The 19,043-nt window shown below is 65.8% G+C and carries 18 protein-coding genes and 1 pseudogene; 8 read left to right on the top strand and 11 right to left on the bottom strand.

The window, feature by feature from the left end:
* The first annotated feature begins 74 nt into the window (after positions 1–74).
* The 3 genes from JL37_RS10830 to JL37_RS10820 all read left to right on the top strand — a co-directional run bounded on the left by JL37_RS10830 (position 75) and on the right by JL37_RS10820 (position 3,351).
* A complete protein-coding gene (locus tag JL37_RS10830; protein ID WP_043543984.1) occupies positions 75–1,028 on the top strand; it encodes a hydroxymethylglutaryl-CoA lyase in 954 nt (317 codons plus the stop codon).
* 31 nt (positions 1,029–1,059) lie between these two features.
* Positions 1,060–2,283, top strand: coding sequence for a CaiB/BaiF CoA transferase family protein (locus tag JL37_RS10825; RefSeq protein ID WP_369798538.1), 1,224 nt, complete (start codon positions 1,060–1,062; stop codon positions 2,281–2,283).
* A gap of 81 nt (positions 2,284–2,364) precedes the next feature.
* Positions 2,365–3,351 carry a tripartite tricarboxylate transporter substrate binding protein gene (locus JL37_RS10820; RefSeq protein ID WP_043543983.1) on the top strand — a complete coding sequence of 329 codons (987 nt, stop codon included), beginning with the start codon at positions 2,365–2,367 and terminating at the stop codon, positions 3,349–3,351.
* A gap of 6 nt (positions 3,352–3,357) precedes the next feature.
* Here JL37_RS10820 and JL37_RS10815 read toward each other — a convergent pair whose 3' ends face one another.
* A complete protein-coding gene (locus JL37_RS10815) occupies positions 3,358–3,582 on the bottom strand; it encodes a YdcH family protein (RefSeq protein WP_043543981.1) in 225 nt (74 codons plus the stop codon).
* Between the two features lie 257 nt (positions 3,583–3,839).
* Between JL37_RS10815 and JL37_RS10810 the strand changes: the two genes are divergently transcribed.
* On the top strand, positions 3,840–4,988 hold the full coding sequence (locus tag JL37_RS10810; RefSeq protein WP_043543980.1) for a sterol desaturase family protein: 1,149 nt from the start codon (positions 3,840–3,842) through the stop codon (positions 4,986–4,988).
* Positions 4,989–5,034: 46 nt separating this feature from the next.
* On the opposite strand, the gene ycaC is transcribed toward JL37_RS10810, so the two are convergent.
* Positions 5,035–5,661, bottom strand: a complete 627-nt coding sequence (gene ycaC / locus JL37_RS10805) for an isochorismate family cysteine hydrolase YcaC (protein ID WP_043543979.1) — start codon at positions 5,659–5,661, stop codon at positions 5,035–5,037.
* A 178-nt stretch (positions 5,662–5,839) separates the two neighbouring features.
* On the bottom strand, positions 5,840–6,778 hold the full coding sequence (locus JL37_RS10800) for a LysR substrate-binding domain-containing protein (RefSeq protein ID WP_043543978.1): 939 nt from the start codon (positions 6,776–6,778) through the stop codon (positions 5,840–5,842).
* A 134-nt stretch (positions 6,779–6,912) separates the two neighbouring features.
* Here JL37_RS10800 and JL37_RS10795 point away from each other — a divergent pair, with 134 nt between their 5' ends.
* Positions 6,913–7,731, top strand: coding sequence for a 2-keto-4-pentenoate hydratase (locus tag JL37_RS10795; protein ID WP_043543976.1), 819 nt, complete (start codon positions 6,913–6,915; stop codon positions 7,729–7,731).
* Between the two features lie 50 nt (positions 7,732–7,781).
* Here the strand turns inward: JL37_RS10795 and JL37_RS10790 are convergent, their stop codons facing one another.
* A complete protein-coding gene (locus JL37_RS10790) occupies positions 7,782–8,744 on the bottom strand; it encodes an AraC family transcriptional regulator (RefSeq protein WP_043543975.1) in 963 nt (320 codons plus the stop codon).
* 288 nt (positions 8,745–9,032) lie between these two features.
* Here JL37_RS10790 and JL37_RS10785 point away from each other — a divergent pair, with 288 nt between their 5' ends.
* Together JL37_RS10785 and JL37_RS10780 are read left to right on the top strand one after the other, a co-directional pair.
* Positions 9,033–10,079, top strand: a complete 1,047-nt coding sequence (locus JL37_RS10785; protein ID WP_043544138.1) for an aldo/keto reductase — start codon at positions 9,033–9,035, stop codon at positions 10,077–10,079.
* Positions 10,080–10,160: 81 nt separating this feature from the next.
* Positions 10,161–10,913: pseudogene (locus tag JL37_RS10780) on the top strand (YoaK family protein); the annotation flags it as partial.
* Between the two features lie 12 nt (positions 10,914–10,925).
* Here JL37_RS10780 and JL37_RS10775 read toward each other — a convergent pair.
* Positions 10,926–11,696, bottom strand: coding sequence for a hypothetical protein (locus JL37_RS10775; RefSeq protein WP_043544137.1), 771 nt, complete (start codon positions 11,694–11,696; stop codon positions 10,926–10,928).
* 142 nt (positions 11,697–11,838) lie between these two features.
* Between JL37_RS10775 and JL37_RS10770 the strand changes: the two genes are divergently transcribed.
* Positions 11,839–12,498 carry a thiopurine S-methyltransferase gene (locus tag JL37_RS10770; RefSeq protein ID WP_043543972.1) on the top strand — a complete coding sequence of 220 codons (660 nt, stop codon included), beginning with the start codon at positions 11,839–11,841 and terminating at the stop codon, positions 12,496–12,498.
* A 6-nt stretch (positions 12,499–12,504) separates the two neighbouring features.
* Here the strand turns inward: JL37_RS10770 and JL37_RS10765 are convergent, their stop codons facing one another.
* The 6 genes from JL37_RS10765 to JL37_RS10740 form a co-directional block, all read right to left on the bottom strand.
* Positions 12,505–13,299 (bottom strand): SDR family NAD(P)-dependent oxidoreductase, encoded by a 795-nt coding sequence (locus tag JL37_RS10765; RefSeq protein ID WP_043543971.1) that lies wholly within the window; start codon positions 13,297–13,299, stop codon positions 12,505–12,507.
* The gene (locus JL37_RS10760) at positions 13,296–14,291 is read right to left on the bottom strand and encodes an NAD(P)H-quinone oxidoreductase (protein ID WP_052097063.1); all 996 of its coding nucleotides are present in this window, start codon (positions 14,289–14,291) and stop codon (positions 13,296–13,298) included. The genes JL37_RS10765 and JL37_RS10760 overlap by 4 nt, the downstream gene beginning before the upstream one ends.
* A 19-nt stretch (positions 14,292–14,310) precedes the next feature.
* Entirely contained in the window at positions 14,311–15,015 is a 705-nt protein-coding gene (locus JL37_RS10755; RefSeq protein ID WP_043543970.1) for an ABC transporter ATP-binding protein, read from the bottom strand.
* Complete coding sequence (locus JL37_RS10750; protein ID WP_043543968.1) at positions 15,008–16,789, bottom strand: ATP-binding cassette domain-containing protein; 1,782 nt, start codon at positions 16,787–16,789, stop codon at positions 15,008–15,010. The genes JL37_RS10755 and JL37_RS10750 overlap by 8 nt, the downstream gene beginning before the upstream one ends.
* A 22-nt stretch (positions 16,790–16,811) precedes the next feature.
* Positions 16,812–17,678: a branched-chain amino acid ABC transporter permease gene (locus tag JL37_RS10745; RefSeq protein WP_043543966.1), complete on the bottom strand. Its 867-nt coding sequence runs from the start codon at positions 17,676–17,678 to the stop codon at positions 16,812–16,814.
* A 110-nt stretch (positions 17,679–17,788) separates the two neighbouring features.
* Complete coding sequence (locus tag JL37_RS10740; RefSeq protein ID WP_043543964.1) at positions 17,789–18,988, bottom strand: ABC transporter substrate-binding protein; 1,200 nt, start codon at positions 18,986–18,988, stop codon at positions 17,789–17,791.
* Positions 18,989–19,043: the final 55 nt, after the last annotated feature.

The raw sequence follows: 19,043 nt of genomic DNA, 5'->3' as shown, positions 1-19,043 counted from the left end.
GCGTTCCTTAATAGCGCTTGTGCATTGAATGAGAATATCTAAACTGGCTTCAACCCGACCGACCAGACGCCGCGATGCAGCCCGATTCCCTTGCTCCCTATCCCCCCGCAGCCATAGTTCGAGAAGTGGGCCTGCGCGATGGCCTGCAAAGCCTGCCGATGGTGCTGCCCACCGCGACGAAGCTCGAATGGCTGGAGGCGGCTTATGCCGCGGGGCAGCGCGAAATCGAGGTGGGGTCCTTCGTGCCAGCCCGCCTGTTGCCGCAGTTGGCGGATACGGAGGAGCTGGTCGCCCATGCCAAGCGCCTGCCGGGCCTGTCCGTTTCGGTGCTGGTGCCCAATCTGAAGGGCGCCGAACGGGCCTTGTCCAGCGGCGCGGACTTGATGTTGGTGCCGCTGTCTGCCAGCCACGCCCACAGCGTGGCGAATCTGCGCAAGACGCCGCAGGAGGCCGTCGCCATGCTGCGGGAGATGCGCGCCGCGCGCGATGCCGCCGGTTCGCCCATGCTGATCGAGGGCGGCGTGGGCACGGCCTTTGGCTGCACATTGCAAGGCGAGGTGCGTCAGGACGACGTGCTGCGCCTGTTGGGAGACTTGCTGGACGCGGGGGCCGACCGCGTGAGCCTGGCGGACACCGTGGGCTACGCGGATCCCGCCGCGGTGCGGCGCCTGTTCGGACAGGCGCGGCGCCTCGCTGGCGACCGTCTCTGTTGCGCGCATTTCCACGATACGCGAGGCCTGGGGCTTGCCAATGTGCTGGCGGCCCTGGAAACCGGCGTGGCGCGGTTCGATGCCTGCCTGGCGGGCATCGGGGGCTGCCCGCATGCGCCGGGCGCCAGCGGCAACGTCAGCACCGAAGACCTGGTGTTCATGCTCGAGAGCATGGGCATCCGCACCGGCGTGGACGTGGACCGCCTGCTGGCGCTGCGCGACGCCGCGGCCCGTTGGCTGCCCGGCCAGCCCTTGCATGGCGCGCTTTGGCGCGCCGGCCTGCCCAAGACTTACTCCCCGCGTTTCCGCGCCGCCTGAGCGCACCGCCGAACTCCACCCGAGCCGTTCCATGCCGAATATGCCTGACGCTTCTTCCGCCCAATCCTCCCGCCCGCTGCCGCTGACCGGCCTGCGCGTGGTCGAATTCACCCACATGGTCATGGGGCCCACCTGCGGGATGGTGCTCGCCGACCTGGGCGCGGAGGTGATCAAGGTCGAGCCGGTGCAGGGCGACCGGACGCGGCACCTGTTGGGCGTGGGGGCGGGATTCTTCCCCATGTTCAACCGCAACAAGAAGAGCATCGCCCTGGATCTGCGCAGCGCTGCGGGCGCCGAGGCCGCGCGGCGGCTGGCGGCGAGCGCCGATGTGGTGGCCGAGAATTTCCGCCCCGGCACGATGGCCAGGCATGGCCTGGATTATGCCTCCCTGTCCAGGGACAACCCCCGCCTCATCTATGTGAGCCACAAAGGCTTCCTGCCCGGCCCCTACGCGATGCGCACCGCGCTGGATGAGGTGGTGCAGATGATGGGCGGGCTGGCCTACATGACGGGGCGCCCCGGGGACCCGGTGCGCGCGGGCACCAGCGTGAACGACATCATGGGCGGCATGTTCGGCGCGATCGGCGCGATGGCGGCGCTGATCCAGCGCGGCATCACCGGGCGGGGCCAGGAAGTGCAGTCGGCGCTGTTCGAGAACAACGTCTTCCTGGTCGGTCAGCACATGCTGCAGTATGCGATCACGGGCCAGCCTTCCGCGCCGATGCCGGAGCGGGTGTCGGCCTGGGCCCTGTATGACGTGTTCACCGTCAGGGACGGCGAACAGATATTCCTGGCGGCAGTCAGCGATTCGCAATGGCAGACCTTCTGCGATGCCTTCGGGTTCGACGATCTGAAGCTGGATCCCGGTTTGGCGACGAACAATGACCGCGTGCGCATGCGGCCGACGCTGCTGCCCGAGTTGCGCAAGCGCCTGGCGCCGCGCGGCGCGGCCGAGCTGGCGAGCGTGTTCGAGCGCATCGGTCTGCCGTTCGCCCCCATCGTCAAGCCGGAAGAGCTGTATGACGATCCGCACCTGCGCGCCACCGGCGGGCTGGCGGACATCCGCTTGCCGGATGGCGAACGGGCAGGGCAGATGGCGGGCGCGGCCTTGTTCCCGCTGATGATGGACGGCGAGCGCCTCGGGGTCAGGCAGCACCCCCCCGTGCTGGGCGCCGACACCGACGAGTTGCTGGAGAGCCTGGGCTATGCGGCGGCCGAAATCGCCGCGTTGCGGGCGCAGGGCGCGGCGGCGTGACGCATTGGATCCCCGACGGGATCCGCAAAGGGAAGCGCACCGCGGATGCGGGCGGCAAAATAAGACAGAAAGGAGACAGACATGGGCAAGCAAGGCGCGGGTTGGAGCCGCAGAAGGATGCTGGGCGCGTTCGGGGCAGCGATGCTGGCCGCGCCGGGCCTGTCGTGGGCGCAGGGCGACCGGCCCGTGAAATTCATCCTGCCGGTGGGCGTGGGCTCCGGCGTGGATACGATCACCCGCTCGGCGGGGCCGGCCCTTTCGGCCGCCCTGGGCCATACGGTGGTGGTCGAGAACCAGCCCGGAGCGGGCGGCATCGTCGGCACGTCGGCGCTGGTGCGTTCCGCGCCCGACGGCTACACCCTTTCCATGCTGTCGAACAACCACGTCATTTTCCCCAGCGTGTACAAGTCCCTGCCTTTCGATCCGCTGGCGGACATCACGCCGATCAGCATGGTGGGGATGACGCCCTTTCTGCTGGTGGCGAATCCGCAGAAGATACCGGCGCAAGACATCCGGGCGCTGACCGAGCTGCTGCGCCGGCAGCCGGGCCGCTATAACTACGCATCGTCGGGCAACGGCACCATCCTGCACCTGGCCGCGGAAATGTACGTGCAGCAGGCGGGCGTCAAAGCCCGGCATATCCCGTACAAGGGCGTCGGACCGATGATGGCGGACCTGATGAGCGGGCAGGTGGATTTCGGCGTCTTGTCCCTGCCTTCGGTTCTGCCGCAGGTGAAAAGCGGCGCCTTGAAGGCGCTGGGTGCATGCGGCGGCGAGCGCATGACGGCGCTGCCGGACCTGCCCACCCTGCGCGAACAGGGCTTGCGGGATTACGAAATAGGCGGGTGGTTCGCCGCGGCGGGCCCGGCCAAGCTGCCGGCCGCCGAGGTGCGCCGCATCTATGGCGCGCTGGATCGCGCATTCAATTCGCCCGAGGTCAAGCAGGCGATGGCGGTGCAGAACAACAGGATCGTGCTGATGCCGCCGGAACAGACGGTGGCGTATTTCCGCTCGGAGATGGCGAAATACGCCACGGTCGTCAAGGGAGCAGGATTGGAACTGATGTAGCCGGGCTCAACTGCTGCCCTGGTCCGCCGCGCGCAAAATGCCGTACAGCTTGTCCTTCAGTTGCAGCTTTTCCTTCTTGAGCACTTCGACCTCGTTGCCGGAGGCTGGCTGAATGCCGGCCTCCATATTCTTGATTTCCTGGTCCAGGTCGTTGTGACGCTGGAAAAGCGCGGAGAAGTGCGCGTTCTCGGATTTCAGGCGGGTGATGAGTTGGCGGTATTCAGGGAACATAAGGGCCTCTTGAAAAAACCGGTTGGCGGGTACTGCGAAAGAGCTGTGAGCCAGAAGATCCTTGTGTTGTGGCTACCATGACACGCCAACGCCGGACGGTTGTCAACCGTCCGCCCGGGCGCAGCCGGCCGGCGCCTTGATGCGGCGCAAACAGATATCCAGAGGGCTGGTGATTCTGTCCTGTTTGGTCGCAAGTGATTACATATGGATCCCGGCCCGGGGATACACTCGCTTCCCCGTCGTCCCATAAAAGTGAAATGAAACAGCGCGCGCCCATTTACCGGCAGGTCTTCGAGCTATTCAGGCAAGACGGGCGCATCCGCCCCGGCACGGGGATGATCAGCGGCGTGATTGCGCTGTTCCTGGCGATCCTGGCCGTCCTGGGCGTGCTGGCCTTCCATTTTCCAGCCTACCTTACGACGCCGGAACTGCGCAGCTTCTACTCCGTGGACGCGATGCGGGCCCTGCTGTTCGGCGCGCTGCTGGTGTCCGGCACGATCGCGCTCGCCAACACCATCCTGGGCCGCCAGCGCTGGCTGAACATCGCCGCCTTCGTCCTGGTCTGCGGCGCGGTGGCCGCCGGCGGCAGCGACGTAGTGGTGACCACGTCCAACAAGGGCAACCATCCCTACCTGGGCCTGGATTGGTTCATCCTGGACCTGCTCGCCTCCAGCACCGTGTTCATCATCTTCGAAAAGCTGTTTCCGCTGTACCCCGGCCAGCCGGTGTTCCGCGTGGACTGGCAGGTGGACATGAAGCACTTCCTCTTCAACCACCTGTCGGTGGGGGCGGTGCTGCTGTGCATCAATTTCTTCGTGCACCGCCTGTTTTCCTGGGCTGCCTACGAGCCCCTGCAACAGGCGATCGTGTCGCTGCCCTATCTGGTGGAACTGTTCCTGGCGGTGCTGGTGGCCGATCTGGTGCAATACGCCGCGCACCGCGCCTACCACGAGGTGCCGTTCCTGTGGCGCATACACGCCGTGCACCACAGCACCCGCACGCTCGACTGGCTGGCCGGCTCGCGCCTGCATATCGTCGAATTGCTGATCACCCGCGTGGCGGTGCTGGGCGTGCTGTTCGCGCTGGGCTTCTCGAAGGCGGTGCTCGACGCCTACATCATCATCGTCGGCTTCCAGGCGGTGCTGATCCATTCCAACGTGAAACTGCCCTGGGGTTGGTTGCGCTACATAATCGTGACACCGGATTTCCACCATTGGCATCACTCGTCGGATACCGAGGCGATCGACAAGAACTACGCAGCCCACCTGTCGTTCATCGACTACTTTTTTGGCACCGCGGTGCGCGGCGTGCGCAACCGCCTGCCCGAGAACTACGGCATCCTGGACAACGACATGCCGGCCACCTTCCTGGCGCAGCAGGCCTACCCGTTCGTTCGCAAGAAATAGGCCGGCGGCGGGCGCCGCGCGCCACCGGCCCGGGTTTCCGGGCGCGCTACCTGCCCGCCTTGACGGTCGAGTACGCCGCCATCAGGTTGCGGTAGTCCGGAATGTGGTTCGAGAACAGCGTGCCCAGGCCCTCGATATCGTTGCGCCAGTCGCGGTGCAGCTCGCAGGCCACCCCGAACCAGCTCATCAGTTGCGCGCCGGCCTGCTCCATGCGGCTCCAGGCGGCGTGGCGGGTCACCTCATTGAAAGTGCCGGAGGCATCGGTGACGACGAACACATCGAAGCCTTCCTCAAGCGCGGATAGCGCGGGAAAGGCCACGCATACTTCGGTGACGACGCCCGCGACGATCAATTGCTTCTTGCCCGTGGCCTTGACGGCCTTGACGAAGTCTTCATTGTCCCAGGCATTGATGTTGCCGGGACGGGCGATGTAGGGAGCCTTCGGGAATTTGTCCTTCAGTTCCTGTACCAGCGGGCCATTGGGGCCATCTTCGAAACTGGTTGTCAGGATGGTGGGCAGCTTGAAGTACTCGGCCAGGTCGGCCAGCGCCAGGACGTTGTTCTTGAACTGATCGGGCTGGAAATCCCTGACCAGCGATAGCAGTCCTACCTGGTGGTCGACCAGCAGCACAGCCGCCTGGGTCTTGTCGAGTTTCACATAAGGCTTGGTCATAACGTTCTCCAGAGAATGGGCGCCCGCGGTGATCGGCGCCCAGCGGCCGACCGCCCTGAGCGCCGAGCTGAATCCGAGGGTTGGGCCAACCATCCTAGGTGCAACTCATGCCGCTGTGTAGGCGCAAAAAATGGGTTTCTGCGTCCTACCCGTCGAACGATGCGGGGCCTGGCCGGCGTTACGAGGCCGGGCGTCCCCTGTGCGCGTCGTATTCGCGCCTGGCGACCTCCTGGTATTCCGTGCTCATGAAATCCAGCAGGTCCCGCACGCCGGGCAATAGGCCCCGGCGCGATGGAAAGACGGCATGGACGCTGCCCGATTCGGGCTGCCAGGGGGCGCCCACGTCCACCAGCGTGCCGGCCTCCAGTTCCTCGCGGATCATCAACAGCGGCAAGGCCACCACGCCCACGCCGCGCAACGCCGCCTGCTTCAAGGCCAGCATGTCGTCGGTTACCAGGCGGGGAGTGAGCGGCACGATCTGGCGGGCTCCATCCGGGCCTTCCAGATGCCAATGCGATTCGCGCTGCTCGGTGCCCAGCGCCAGGGTGGGGCCTTGGCTCAAGGCTTCAGGATCGCACGGCCGCGCAATGCTGCTTGCCAGCGCCGGGCTGGCCACCAGGCTCTGGCGGCTGGTGCCCAGGGGCTTCATGATGAGGTCGCTGCTTTCCAGGGGGCCGAACCGCACCCGCACGGCGATATCGAAACCCTCGCGCATCACGTCCACCGGGCGGCTGAAGCTTTTCAGGTACACGTGAACCTTGGGGCACTGCACCATGAACCGCGCGACGAGGTCGCCCAGGAAGTAGTAGATCAGCGCGGGCGGCGCGCTCATGCGGATCGTGCCCTGGGGCTCGGCGCGGGTGCGGTCGACGACCTCCTGGGCAGCCTCCGCGCCAGCCAGCATCGACAGGCACTGTTCGAAGTACTCCTGGCCCAGCTCGGTGACGGTAAAGCTGCGCGTGGAGCGTTGGATGAGCCGAACCCCCAGGCGGTCTTCGAGCAGGGCGATGCGCCGGCTGAGCCGGGACTTGGGAATGTCCAGTGCGCGGCCGGCAGGCGCGAAGCCGCCATTCTTGACGACCTGGACGAAGTAATAGAGATCATTCAAGTCGTGCATGCGAAGGTTCCCGGCCGTTCTGAAAATAGGACATTGGAAAGAGCATATAACGGCAATGGCCGGAGTGGCAGCTTCCCGCCAGCTGCGCCGGGAAGGCCGTTTTCCCTATACAGTAAGCACATCCAGGAGCCCCCATGCCAGCTTCCGACCCCGCGGCCCTCGCCCGCGACATCAAGGCGGCGCAGGACCGCGCCGCTTCCATCGCCCCGGTCACAGCGAGACACCCGCGCTTCGGCCTGGACGAAGCCTACGAAGTAGCCGCGCGGATCCATCGGGCGCGGCTGGCCGAAGGCGCGCAGGCGGCCGGCCGGAAGATCGGGTTCACCAATACCGCGATGTGGGCCGCGCTGGGGGTGGATTTTCCTGTCTGGGGCAGGGTCTATGCGCATACGGTCGTCCAGGACGATGGCGGCGAGTTCCGTTGCCGGCTGGACCGCTACGTCGAACCTCGCATCGAGCCGGAAATCGTGCTGCATTTCGGCGCCCAGCCGCCGCAAACGAGCGAGCCGGCCCGCATCCTGGACTGCGTGGACTGGATCGCTCACGGTTTTGAACTGGTGCAATCGCATTACCCGGCGTGGCAGTTCCAGGCCGCCGATACGGTGGCGGACAACGCCCTTCATGGCGCGCTGTACGTCGGCCCGCCGAAAGAGCCGGCCGGCCTGGGTCCCGGGCTGGCCGAGCGCCTGGCGAGTTTCCAGGTCGGGCTGTCATGCAACGGCGTCCTGCGCGAAACGGGCTACGGCGCCAATGTGCTGGGCAGTCCGCTGGCGGCCCTGGCCCATCTGCTGGCGGCGCTGGCCGACCGTCCGGCGGACGAGGCGATCCAGGCGGGCGAACTGGTTTCCACCGGCACGCTGACCCGGGCCTATCCCGTGCATGCGGGCGAGACCTGGACCACCGCGCTGGACGGCATCGGCCTGCCAGGCATGCGTATCGTGTTCGAGGACTGAGAGGCAAGCGCGCTTAGGGTACTAGCCTCGGTGGGCGCCGCGGGAATGCCTCAGGCGGCCACCGAGGCGGTTTCGTCCTTCCAGCGCTGTTTGTCGCGCAGGGGAGGCGTACCGAAAAGACGGCTGTACTCGCGGCTGAACTGAGACGAGCTTTCGTAGCCCACGGCATGCGCCGCCAGCGCTACCCCAGCGTCGTCGGTCAGCATGAGCCGGCGCGCTTCCTGCAGGCGCAGGTGTTTCTGGTATTGCAGCGGGCTCATGGCGGTCGCCTGCTTGAAATGGTGGTGCAGCGACGACACGCTCATGTGCACGTCGCGCGCGATCTCCTCGACTCGCAAAGGCTGCGCGTAGTTGTCCCGCAGGATGCGGATGGCCTTGGCCACCCGGTTGAGCTGGCTGTCCTGCAGCACGGACTGGCGCAGCACCATGCCCTGGCCGTTCATCAGCAGGCGATACAGCAGTTCGCGCTTGACCATGGGCGCAAGAATGGGAATGTCGCGCGGGGTGTCCAGCAGGCGCAGCAAGCGCAACACTGTGTCCAGCAGCGGCCCGCCCAGCGGGTTCACGCTCAGGGCGCGCGACGCTTCCGCGGCCACCAGCGGTGGCAGGTTTTCGTCGCTGATCAGTTCCGTGATCTCTTCGGCGTTCAGGTCCAGCCGCAGCCCCAGATAGGGCAGTTCCGGGCTGGCGACGGAAACCTTGGCCACCACCGGCAGGTCGACCGACGAAATCAGGTAGTGGAATGGGTCGTACTCGAAGGCCTCGTCACCGATGAGCAGGCGCTTGGAGCCCTGCGCGATGACCGCCAGCGCGGCGCGCTGCAGCCCGGGTTTTGCGCCGGTCGGTTGCGAAAGGCGATGCAGGTACAGGCCTTCGATGGGCGTATCCAGCGATCCCTCCAGGTTGCCGGTCATGCGTTCCAGCGTGCAGAGCAGCTCGCGCCGCGCCGGTTCGTATTCGGCGGTTGCCGGCATGCCGGCGCGATCGGCGGGAAGTACAGAGGTCAGGGGCATGGGAGGCTCCGGGCGCGTGCCGTCCGGCGCGCGGGGGCGGCGGGGCAGCAGAGGATTAGGCGATTGCCAGTGTAGGCCCAAGCTGGCCGTGCAAACAGATGCGGCGCTTCGGCGCGTAGAAATAGGCAAAAAAATTGGAGGAATGTGCGCTCGGGGGCTATGCCGGGATATTGCCGGAGAATCAGGCAAAAAGCGGGCAGCATCGAGCAGCGCATGGACGGGCCCCGAGACGCATACTGTCCCGATCCCGGCTGGCAGACCGCCCGCCGCGTCCCCAAGGAGTCCATCATGCGGTACAAGAAATTCGGAAGCACCGGCCTGTTCGTATCGGAACTATGCCTGGGAACCATGACCTTCGGCGGCGAAGGCGAGTTGTGGAGCAAGATCGGCAGCCTGCAGCAGGAGGACGCCAACCGCCTGGTCGGCAGGGCACTGGACGCCGGGGTCAATTTCATCGATACGGCCGACGTCTATTCCGAGGGCCGATCGGAAATCATCACCGGCCAGGCACTGCGGGACCTGAAAGTGGCGCGCGAGGACGTGGTCATCGCCACCAAGGTCTTCGGCCAGACGGGCGCCGGCGTCAATGCCCGCGGCAATTCGCGCGTGCATATCATGGACGGCATCAAGAAGAGCCTGTCGCGCCTGCAGCTGGACTACATCGACCTATACCAGATCCACGGTTTCGACCCCGCCACGCCGGTCGAGGAAACGATCCGGGCGCTGGACAATCTGGTGCAGCACGGACACGTCCGCTATGTCGGCGTGTCCAACTGGGCGGCATGGCAGATCATGAAGGCGCTGGGCATCGCCGAGCGCCTGGGGCTGGCGCGCTTCGAATCGCTGCAGGCCTATTACACGATCGCGGGCCGCGACCTGGAACGCGAGATCGCTCCCATGCTGCAAAGCGAAGGCGTCGGGCTGATGGTGTGGAGCCCGCTGGCCGGCGGCCTGCTCAGCGGCAAGTACCGCCGCGGCGGCAAGGCGGAGGAGGGCAGCCGCCGCGCCATGTTCGACTTCCCGCCGGTGGACCAGGACCGCGCCTATGACAGCATCGAGGCCCTGCGCCGGATCGCCGACGCGCGCGGCGTGTCCGTGGCGCAGGTGGCACTGGCATGGCTGTTGCACCAGCGGGTGGTGACCAGCGTCATCATCGGCGCCAAGCGCGTGGACCAACTGGACGACAACCTGGCCGCCGCCGGCATCCGGCTGACGGACGAGGAACTGGCCGCGCTGGACGAGGTAAGCGCCTTGCCGCCCGAGTATCCGGGCTGGATGCACGTGCGCCAGGGAGAGTACCGGCGCAAGCAGCTGAGCGAGGCCGACGCGGTCTAGGACGGTTCCAGACTGCCTGGCTCATGGTCCGGGGGACTAGAATGCTCGCTCTGATAGCGTGCATCTATACAAGGGACCCGCGTGGCCATTCCTTACCTGCGCAGGCTGACGGCGGTCAGCCGAAGCCCACAGGCCAACCGGCAGCTGGCCTACTTCCTGACCTTCACCGCCGGCGCGGTCAACGCCGGCGGCTTCCTGGCGGTCCAGCAATACACCTCGCACATGTCCGGCATTGTTTCGATGATGGCCGACCACATGGCGCTGGGCGGGCTGGTGGTGGTATTGCAGGGGCTGGCGGCGCTGCTGTCCTTTCTGGCGGGCGCGGCAAGCTCGGCCTTTCTGATCAACTTCGGTCGCCGTTCGCGCCTGGCCAGCGAGTACGCGCTGCCGCTGCTGTACGAGGCCATGCTGCTGCTGGGCTTCGGCCTGCTCGGCGCCAACCTGGAAACACTGCGCTGGTTTTACGTGCCGGGCACCGTCATGCTGCTTTGCTACATCATGGGCCTGCAGAACGCGATGATCACCAAAGTCTCGCGCTCTGAAATCCGCACCACGCACGTCACCGGCATGGTGACGGACATCGGCATCGAACTGGGCAAGCTGTTCTATTGGAACGTGGCCCAGGCCGACACCCAGGCGGCGCCGCCCGTGAGGGCGGACCGCGGCAAGCTGATCGTCCTGGGCCTGCTGGTCACGCTGTTCTTCATCGGAGGCGTGGCTGGCGCCTATTCATTCTTCCATTTCGGGTTCGGTTCGACCCTGCCCCTGGCGTTGATGCTGATGCTGCTGGCCGTGGTGCCCATCGTGGACGATATCCGCACATTCCTCCAGCGCATCTAGCGCGCTTCATCGGCGCAGCGGCCGGGAGGGCTTGCGCGCGGAGGAATACGCCAGGAATACCTGCAGCGCGGCGAATGTCTCGCGGTGCAGCCGCTCCATGCGGGCATCCTTGGCCGGATCGGCAAGAGCGTAACCTTGGGCGTCCAGCGGATAAGGCTCTCCCAGCAGGCGCGCCATATCGATCTGGTAGTAGCTGCTGTCGCCATATGGCCGCTTGCCGTCGATGTAGGGCATGGGCCAGTAGCGGGCGCCTTCGCGCAGCACGGATTCGATCGAGTCCTTGTCTACCGTCCGCCAAACGGCTGCGCGCAATAGCGTGAGGTGTTCCTCGCGCAGCACGAACCCGCCGCCGGCGTCCACGCCGCTTTCCGGGAAATCGAAAGCCGGCGTCATTTCCGCGGGCAGCGCGTAGCGCCCCGGCGCCAGCCCGCCCATGGCCGCGACGTAGCGCGGGACCAGCAGGCCCACTTCCGCCAATCTGCGGATCGCCCGGGCGTCGTCGGACGTCTTCAGCGCCGCCCGCGCAATGGACAGGGAGTCCGGGCCCAGCGGATCCTCGAACTCGATCCCCGGAGCGCCGGATTCCACGGGCACCCACAGCACGCGCAGCAGGCGCATCAGCGCCGCATGCTCGGGGCCGTAGGGTACCGCGGCGGCCGGCGTCTTGAAGACCCGCCGGATGATGGCGGCGCGGTCGAGAGGCGCGGCCTGGAGGCGCGGCGGCGCGCACAGCAGCGAAGCCGGCAGGATCAGCAGGGAACGGCGTTTTGGGGACATGGCTGCAACCATAGCCGACTCGCCACGGGAGCGGAACCCGCAGGCGGGGCGGACTACAATGCTCGACACCCGCAAGCGCAGGAAACAGGACGGGGCGAAGCGCCCGGCGCGGCGCGGGCTCACAAGGAGGAGCTGACTAGGTATGGACGCGGAATTCTGGTTGGAGCGGTGGCGGGAAGGCCGCACGCACTTTCATCAATCGCGGGTGACGCCGCTGCTTCAGAAGTACTGGCCCACGCTGGGCGTGCCCAAGGAAGGCCGGGTGCTGGTGCCGCTTTGCGGCAAGTCGCTGGACATGATCTGGCTCGCCGCGCAGGGCAATCCGGTGCTCGGCGTCGAGCTCTCGGAACTGGCGGTGGAGCAGTTCTTCCAGGAGAACGAGCTCAAGCCGCTCACGCACCAGTCCATCTACGGCAAGCATTACGTGGCGGGCAACATCGAGATCATCTGCGGCGACATTTTCAAACTGGACGCGCAGATCCTGTCGCATTGCGTCGGCGCCTACGACCGCGCGGCGCTCGTGGCCTTGCCGGAAGCCATGCGAGCGGACTACGTGCGCCATGTCTACGGCCAGCTGTCGCCGGCCTACCAGGGATTGCTGATCACGCTGGATTATCCTCAGGAAGAAATGCCGGGCCCGCCGTTTTCCGTCGTCGACGCCGAGGTCCAGGCGATATTCGCGGACGTATCTCCCGCCCGGATCATCGACCGCCGCGACATCCTCGAAAAGGAGCCCAAGTTCCTGGCCGCGGGCGTCAGCCGGCTGGACACGGTTGTGTACCACCTGGGCGCACAACCCTGATCCCCCTCAGGTCATCAGCCATCCGCCGGCCACGTCCAGCACCTGGCCGGTGACGAAGCGCGCCTGGTCCGAAGCGAAAAACAGGCAGGCGTCCGCCACTTCTTCCGGCGTGCCCAGGCGCCGCAGGGCGGTCACCTCCGCCACCGCATCGTTGATTTCCTTGGGCACGGTTTTCAGCAAGGGCGTGCTGATGCGGCCCGGAGCCAGGGCGTTCACCGTGACCCGGTGTTCGCCCAATTCCGCGGCCCAGTGGCGCGTAAGGCCGATCAGCCCGGCCTTGGTCGCCGCGTAGTGCGCGGCCACGATATCGCAGTATGCCTTGCCGGCCACCGAGGACATATTGATCACCCGCCCCTGGCGTTGCTTGACCATGTGCGGCGTGGCCAGGTGCGTCATGTAGAACACGCTGTTCAGGTTCACGGAAACCACGGTTTCCCATTCCTTCGGCGGCATCTCCCATACCTTCAGCGCGCGTCCATCCGTCTTCGGCGAGATGCCGACGTTGTTAACCAGGATGGAGGCCGCGCCGAGTTCGTGGGTGATGCGCTCGTAAGCGGCCTGGCATTCCTCGAAGCGCGCCACGTCCGCGTGCACGAAGCAGACGTCGTGGCCGCGCTTGCGCAACTCCTTCTCGTAGGCCTGGCCGCCTTGCGAATTGAAGTCGACGAGCCCGACGCGTCCGCCTTCGGCCAGGAAGCCTTCGACGATGGCCGAGCCGATGCCGCCGACGGCGCCGGTCACGATGGCGACCTGGCCTTTGAAGCGCTCGCTCGCGGGGTTGCCTCCAAGCTGCGCGCTCATGCGGCCACCTTCAGCATGATCTTGCCGATGTGCTTGCTGCTTTCCATCAGCGCATGCGCCCGGGCGGCTTCAACCAACGGGAACACTTCGTGTATCAGGGGCAGGCATTGCCCCTTTTCCATCAGGGGCACGACCTTCTCGGCCAGAGACCGGGCGATCTCTCCCTTGTCCTCGTCCGACCTGGGCCGCAGGGTCGACCCGGTGAACTGCAGGCGCTTGGTCATGATGGGCATGGCGTCGATCTCGGCCTTGCTGCCTTCCAGGAAGGCGATCTGCACCAGCCGGCCATTGACTGCGAGCAGCCGCAGGTTCTTGTTGATGTAGGCCCCGCCGACCATGTCCAGGATCACGTCCACGCCCGGGCCGCCGCTGCCCTGGCGCACCTCGGCCTCGAAATCCACGTCGCGGTACACCAGCGCATGGTGGGCGCCCGCAGCCACGCAGGCCTTTGCTTTTTCCTGGTTGCCGACCGTGGTCCAGACTTCGGCGCCGAAGGCGCGCGCCAGCTGGATCGCGGTCAGGCCGATGCCGCTGGAGCCGCCGTGCACGAGGAACCTTTCGCCGGCCGCGAGGCGGGCGCGGTCGAACACATTGGTCCAGACGGTGAAGTAGTTCTCGGGGATGGCGGCCGCGGACAGCAAGTCCAGGCCGCGCGGCACCGGCAGGCAATGGCGTTCATCGGCAAGGCAGTACTGGGCATAGCCGCCGCCGGGCGTCAGCGCGCAGACCTGGTCGCCCACTTTCCAGGCGCTGGCATCAGGGCCCGTGGCGATGACGGTGCCCGACACCTCCAGGCCCAGGTAGGGCGAGGCGCCCGGAGGCGGCGGGTAGGAGCCGGAGCGTTGCAGCACGTCGGGGCGGTTGACGCCGGCGTAGGCGACTTCGATCAGCACCTGGCGCCCAACGGGCGCCTCCATGTCGCGCTCGGCGACGCGCATGCAATCGGGCGCGCCGCCCTTGCCATGGTCGATGAATGTGCAGCGTAAAGACATAGAAAATCGTTCCTTGGGTTCAATGGCCCAGATAGGCCTTCTTCACGTGGGGGTCGCTGAGCAGCTCGGCGCCGGTTCCCGTGCGCACGATGGCGCCGTTCTCCAGCACGTACCCGCGGTCGGCCAGCCGCAGCGTTCGGAACACGTTCTGCTCCACCAGCAGCACTGTCACGCCGTGCGAGGTGACGTTGCGGATGACGTCGAACATCTGCTGCACGAGCAGCGGCGAAAGGCCCAGCGAGGGTTCGTCGAACACCAGCAGCTTGGGATCGGCCATCATGCCGCGCGCGATCGCCACCATCTGCTGCTCACCGCCGGAGAGCGATCCGGCGTACTGGTTCAGGCGCTCCTTGACGCGCGGGAAAATGTCCAGCACCTCATCCAGCTTGCGCTGCACGATGGGACGGGCAGCGCGCTTGTACGAGCCCATCAGCAGGTTGTCGCGCACGGTGAAGTGCGGGAACAGCTGACGGCCTTCCGGAATCATGGTGATGCCGGCGTCCACGATGTCGTAGGGCTTGCGGTTGGTCAGGTCCTGGCCTTCGAATTCAACCTTGCCTCCCATCGCGCCGATGACGCCGCACAGCGCCTTGAGCGTGGTGGTCTTGCCGGCGCCGTTGGCGCCGATCAGCGTGACGATCTCGCCGGCGTTGACCTCGAAGTTCAGCCCGTTCAGCACCTGGCTCTTGCCATAGCCGGCGGACAGGTTCGAAACCTTAAGCATCCTGGTACTCCTTGCCCAAATAGGCTTCGATGACGGCGGGGTTCTCGACCACGTCCTTGGGCGCGCCGCTGACCAGCACGGCGCCCTCGTTCAGCACGATGATGCGGTCGGAAAGCGCCATGGTGGCCTGCATCATGTGTTCGATGAGCAGCACCGACACGCCCGAGTCGCGGATGCGCCGGATCATCTGGATGGATTTTTCGATGTCGGTGGGGTTCAGGCCCGCCATCACCTCATCCAGCAACAGGATGCGAGGTTTGATCGCCAGCGCGCGGGCGACCTCCAGGCGCTTCATGCCGCCCACCGTCAGGCTGCGCGCCTCGGTGTTCAGGTACTTCACCAGGTCGGTCTGTTCGGCGACCTTGAGCGCGATCTGCTCGGCCTCGTCGCGGTCCGATGTGCGGATGAACGCGCCCAGCATGATGTTTTCAAGCACGGTCAGCCCGGTGAACGGCTTGGCGATCTGGAAGGTGCGGCCCAACCCCTGGTGCGCGAATTCGTCTGGCGTCTTGCAGGTGACCCAGTTGCCGTGGGAGTCCAGCATCGATATGCCGCCCTTGTCCGGAGACAGGAACCCAGACAGCAGGTTGAACACCGTGGTCTTGCCCGCGCCGTTCGGCCCGATCATGCCCAGGATCTCGTTCTGGTTCAGCGTCAGCGACACGTCGTTGGTGGCGCGCAGGCCGCCGAAACTCTTGAACAGCTTGTCGGCCTTCAGCACGGGCTGCTCGGAACGGACCGCGCTGTGCAGGCGCACCTCGTCCGCCAGCTTGCGCTTGGCGCGCGGCGTTCCCAGGTAGGGCAGGCGGGCCAGCCAGCGTTCGATGGCGGGCCCGAAGGCGCCCGCCAGGCCGCGCGGGATGGTCAGCACCACGCCCACCAGGATCAGGCCGTAGATCAGGCCATGCATGCCGTTGCCCACGCTGCTGAGCCAGCCGCGCGCCAGTTCGGCGATGGGCAGGACCAGGAAGGTCCCGGCGATCGGGCCGGTCACGGTGCCCAGGCCGCCGATCAGCGCGAACATGGCAACCTGGATCGACAGTTCCAGCGAAAACGCGGAGCTCGGGTCGACGAAGGTCAGGTAGGTGATGTGGAAAGTGCCGATGATGCTGGTCAGCACGGCCGACACGACGGCGGCGATGATTTTCATGCGCACGGTATGGATGCCGACGGCGAGCGCGGCGTCCTCGCGTTCCCGGATGGCGATCAGGTAGTGCCCGATGCGCGACTTGCGGATGTACCAGGATACCCAGGTCACCAGCAGGAACAGGCCGAACGCGATGATCACGTAGTTGATCTTTTCGCGGAACACGATCCAGGTCCAGCCGATGTTCAGCGGCAGGCTGATGCCGCTGGACCCGCCCGTCCAGCTTTCCTCGTGGATGACCAGCAGGCGCACCACTTCGAGAATGGCGATGGTCGCAAGCGCGAAGAACGGGCCGCGCAGGCGCAGGGTGGGGTAGCTGATCAGGATGGCGACCGCCGCCGAAATCGCGGCGCCCGCCAGCATGCCGAACCATGGGGAAATGCCGAAGTTCTGCGTCAGCAGCGTGGCGGTGTAGCCGCCGATGCCGTAGAACACCGCATGCCCAAGAGAGAGCTGGCCGGCGTAGCCGCCCACGATGTTCCAGGCCACCGACAGGGCCGAGAACACGAACAGCAGGACGAAGAGATTGGTCCAGAAGGGCGTGCCCATGACGGCGGGCACGAGGAACATTACGGTCAGCAGGATGAGGCTGACGTAGGTTTTGGGATGTCGAAAATCGGGAAACACGTCTCGCTCCTTGTTGTTCTGATCACTCGGTGCCGACGCCGAACAGCCCGTTCGGACGCAAGACAAGGATCAAGAGGAAGATCCCGAAATACACGACCTCTTTCAGGTCGGGAGCGATGTAGAAGCCGGCCAGCGTATCGACGATGCCGATGATCATCGACCCAGCCACCGCGCCGTACAGGCTGCCCAGCCCGCCCAGCACGACGATGACGAATGCCGTCAGCACGAAATAGGTGCCCACCGTGGGGAAGACCGGATACTGCGGCGCCAGCAGGCCCGCGGCGATGCCGACGAAGGCCGTGCCCAGGCCGAACGCGATGGCGTAGACGTTATTGACGTTCACGCCCATCAGGGTGGCCGCGTAGCGGTGCTGCGCCACGGCCCGCAGCGCGCGGCCGAGATAGGTGCGGTGCATGAAGATGTGCAGCAGCACCGCGAGGCTCAGGCCGACCACGAAGGTGATGAGCTGGCCCGTCACCATGGAGAACGGGCCGACGTCGATGGCGCTGGTGCCCAGTTCCACGGGCGCGCGATAGACGTTGGCGCCGAATATGACCAGGGCGAGATTCAGGAGTATGGTGGACACGCCCACCGTGGCGAAAATCTGGATGTGCTGATCGGCGTTGAGCAGCGGCTGGATGATGCCCTTCTGCGTCAATGCGCCTAGCGCGAACAGGATGATGGCGACCGGCACCAGCCCGGCATAGGGATGGACGCCAAGCTGCGCGGCGATCAGATAGACCAGGTACATGCCTATCATCAGGAATTCGCCGTGAGCGAAATTCACGACGCGCACCACGCCGAAGATCAGCGTCAGCCCCAGGCTGATGATGGTGTAAGCGCCGCCCAGCAACAGGCCGTTGATGACCAGTTGAATGAATAGTTCCATATTGCAACCTCTTAGTGGCGGCCCCGGCCCGCCGTGCTGCCGGCGAGGCCGGGGCGCGCGGACCCCGGAATACGTCGGGCGCCCCCGAGCGCCCGAGCACTGGCCTAGGCTTATTTTTTGAAGACGGGCTTGCCGAGTGCGAGGTTGCCGGGCGCGATGGTGACGAGCTTGCCGTCTTGCCACTGCATCACGTAGAACGTGGATGCATTGTTCTGGCCGTCTTCGCCGAAGTCGAAGGCCCAGCCGTTGGCGGTTTGGCCAGCCGGCTTCTTATAGGCCAGGACGGCGGCGCGGATTTTGTCCTTGTCCGTGGACTTGGCGTTGCCGATGGCTTCGAAGAAGGCCTTGGCGCCGACGTAGTTGGTCAGGCTGTGGCCCGATTGCGGGTCGCTCTTGTAGGTTGCCTTGTAGGCTTCCAGGAACTTGTCCAGGCCGGGGGCGCCGGCCGGATTGATGGAGGCCTGGGGGAAGTCCAGGTCGAACACGCCGTTCATGTCGGCGCCCACCGCCTTGGCCGTGTCGGCCAGCGAATAGCCGCCGCCCGCGCCGATGATCACCTTGGGCTTGAAGCCCGCGGCGCGCGCCTGGCTGAAGAACAGGATGGCGTCGTTCTGGTAGGCCGTCTGCAACACCACGTCGACCTTCGAGCCCTTCAGGCGCAGGATCAGCGAAGACAGATCGACCGCCTTGGCGGAGTAGGGCAGCACTTCGGCCACGGTGTAGCCCAGCTCCTGCGCGCGCTTCTTCTCGGTGGCCGCCACGTCGGTGCCGTAGGGGCCGTCTTCGTGGATGATGCCGATCTTGATGTCCTTGGGGTTCAGCCCCATGCCCGGTGCGATCGTGTCGTGCAGCGCGTTCACCACCGAAACGCCGTACAGCGCCGTATTGGGATTGCTGCGGAACAGATACTTGTAGCCGCGGGTGGTGATCTTGTGCGCGGTGGCGCCCAACTCGAAATACGGCACGCCGGCCAGTTCCGTGACGGGCGAGGCGGCGTACGAGATTCCCGATGCGTAGCTGCCGAAGACGCCCACCACGTCGGACGAGATCAGGCGCTTGGTTTCCGACACAGCCTGCGTCGGGTCGACGGCGTCGGCCTTGATGATTTCGATCTTTTCGCCGTTGACGCCGCCCGCGGCATTGATCTCGTTGACGGCCAGTTCCAGGCCGCGATAGCTCTCTTGCCCGAGGAGCGCGAGCGCGCCGCTGAACGGAAAGAGGGCGCCCACCTTCATGTCTGCCGCCGCGTTGCCGGCCGCCAGCGCGCTGCACACGCCCAGCGCCAAAACAATTTTGTTGAACTTGAACACTGTCTACGCTCCTTTGTCGGTATGGGATGCAGGCTCTTACATTGCCTGTCTTTTT

This window comes from Achromobacter sp. RTa (genome assembly GCF_000757485.1).
In the GTDB taxonomy this organism is placed as follows: domain Bacteria; phylum Pseudomonadota; class Gammaproteobacteria; order Burkholderiales; family Burkholderiaceae_B; genus Achromobacter.
This window is presented reverse-complemented; position numbering and strand designations above follow the sequence as displayed.

Bases quoted from the DNA above. Each gene is read 5' to 3' on its own strand.
- JL37_RS10830 (WP_043543984.1), top strand. From the start codon at position 75: ATGCAGCCCGATTCCCTTGCTCCCTATCCCCCCGCAGCCATAGTTCGA.
- JL37_RS10825 (WP_369798538.1), top strand. From the start codon at position 1,060: ATGCCGAATATGCCTGACGCTTCTTCCGCCCAATCCTCCCGCCCGCTG.
- JL37_RS10820 (WP_043543983.1), top strand. From the start codon at position 2,365: ATGGGCAAGCAAGGCGCGGGTTGGAGCCGCAGAAGGATGCTGGGCGCG.
- JL37_RS10815 (WP_043543981.1), bottom strand. From the start codon at position 3,582: ATGTTCCCTGAATACCGCCAACTCATCACCCGCCTGAAATCCGAGAAC.
- JL37_RS10810 (WP_043543980.1), top strand. From the start codon at position 3,840: ATGAAACAGCGCGCGCCCATTTACCGGCAGGTCTTCGAGCTATTCAGG.
- ycaC (WP_043543979.1), bottom strand. From the start codon at position 5,661: ATGACCAAGCCTTATGTGAAACTCGACAAGACCCAGGCGGCTGTGCTG.
- JL37_RS10800 (WP_043543978.1), bottom strand. From the start codon at position 6,778: ATGCACGACTTGAATGATCTCTATTACTTCGTCCAGGTCGTCAAGAAT.
- JL37_RS10795 (WP_043543976.1), top strand. From the start codon at position 6,913: ATGCCAGCTTCCGACCCCGCGGCCCTCGCCCGCGACATCAAGGCGGCG.
- JL37_RS10790 (WP_043543975.1), bottom strand. From the start codon at position 8,744: ATGCCCCTGACCTCTGTACTTCCCGCCGATCGCGCCGGCATGCCGGCA.
- JL37_RS10785 (WP_043544138.1), top strand. From the start codon at position 9,033: ATGCGGTACAAGAAATTCGGAAGCACCGGCCTGTTCGTATCGGAACTA.
- JL37_RS10775 (WP_043544137.1), bottom strand. From the start codon at position 11,696: ATGTCCCCAAAACGCCGTTCCCTGCTGATCCTGCCGGCTTCGCTGCTG.
- JL37_RS10770 (WP_043543972.1), top strand. From the start codon at position 11,839: ATGGACGCGGAATTCTGGTTGGAGCGGTGGCGGGAAGGCCGCACGCAC.
- JL37_RS10765 (WP_043543971.1), bottom strand. From the start codon at position 13,299: ATGAGCGCGCAGCTTGGAGGCAACCCCGCGAGCGAGCGCTTCAAAGGC.
- JL37_RS10760 (WP_052097063.1), bottom strand. From the start codon at position 14,291: ATGTCTTTACGCTGCACATTCATCGACCATGGCAAGGGCGGCGCGCCC.
- JL37_RS10755 (WP_043543970.1), bottom strand. From the start codon at position 15,015: ATGCTTAAGGTTTCGAACCTGTCCGCCGGCTATGGCAAGAGCCAGGTG.
- JL37_RS10745 (WP_043543966.1), bottom strand. From the start codon at position 17,678: ATGGAACTATTCATTCAACTGGTCATCAACGGCCTGTTGCTGGGCGGC.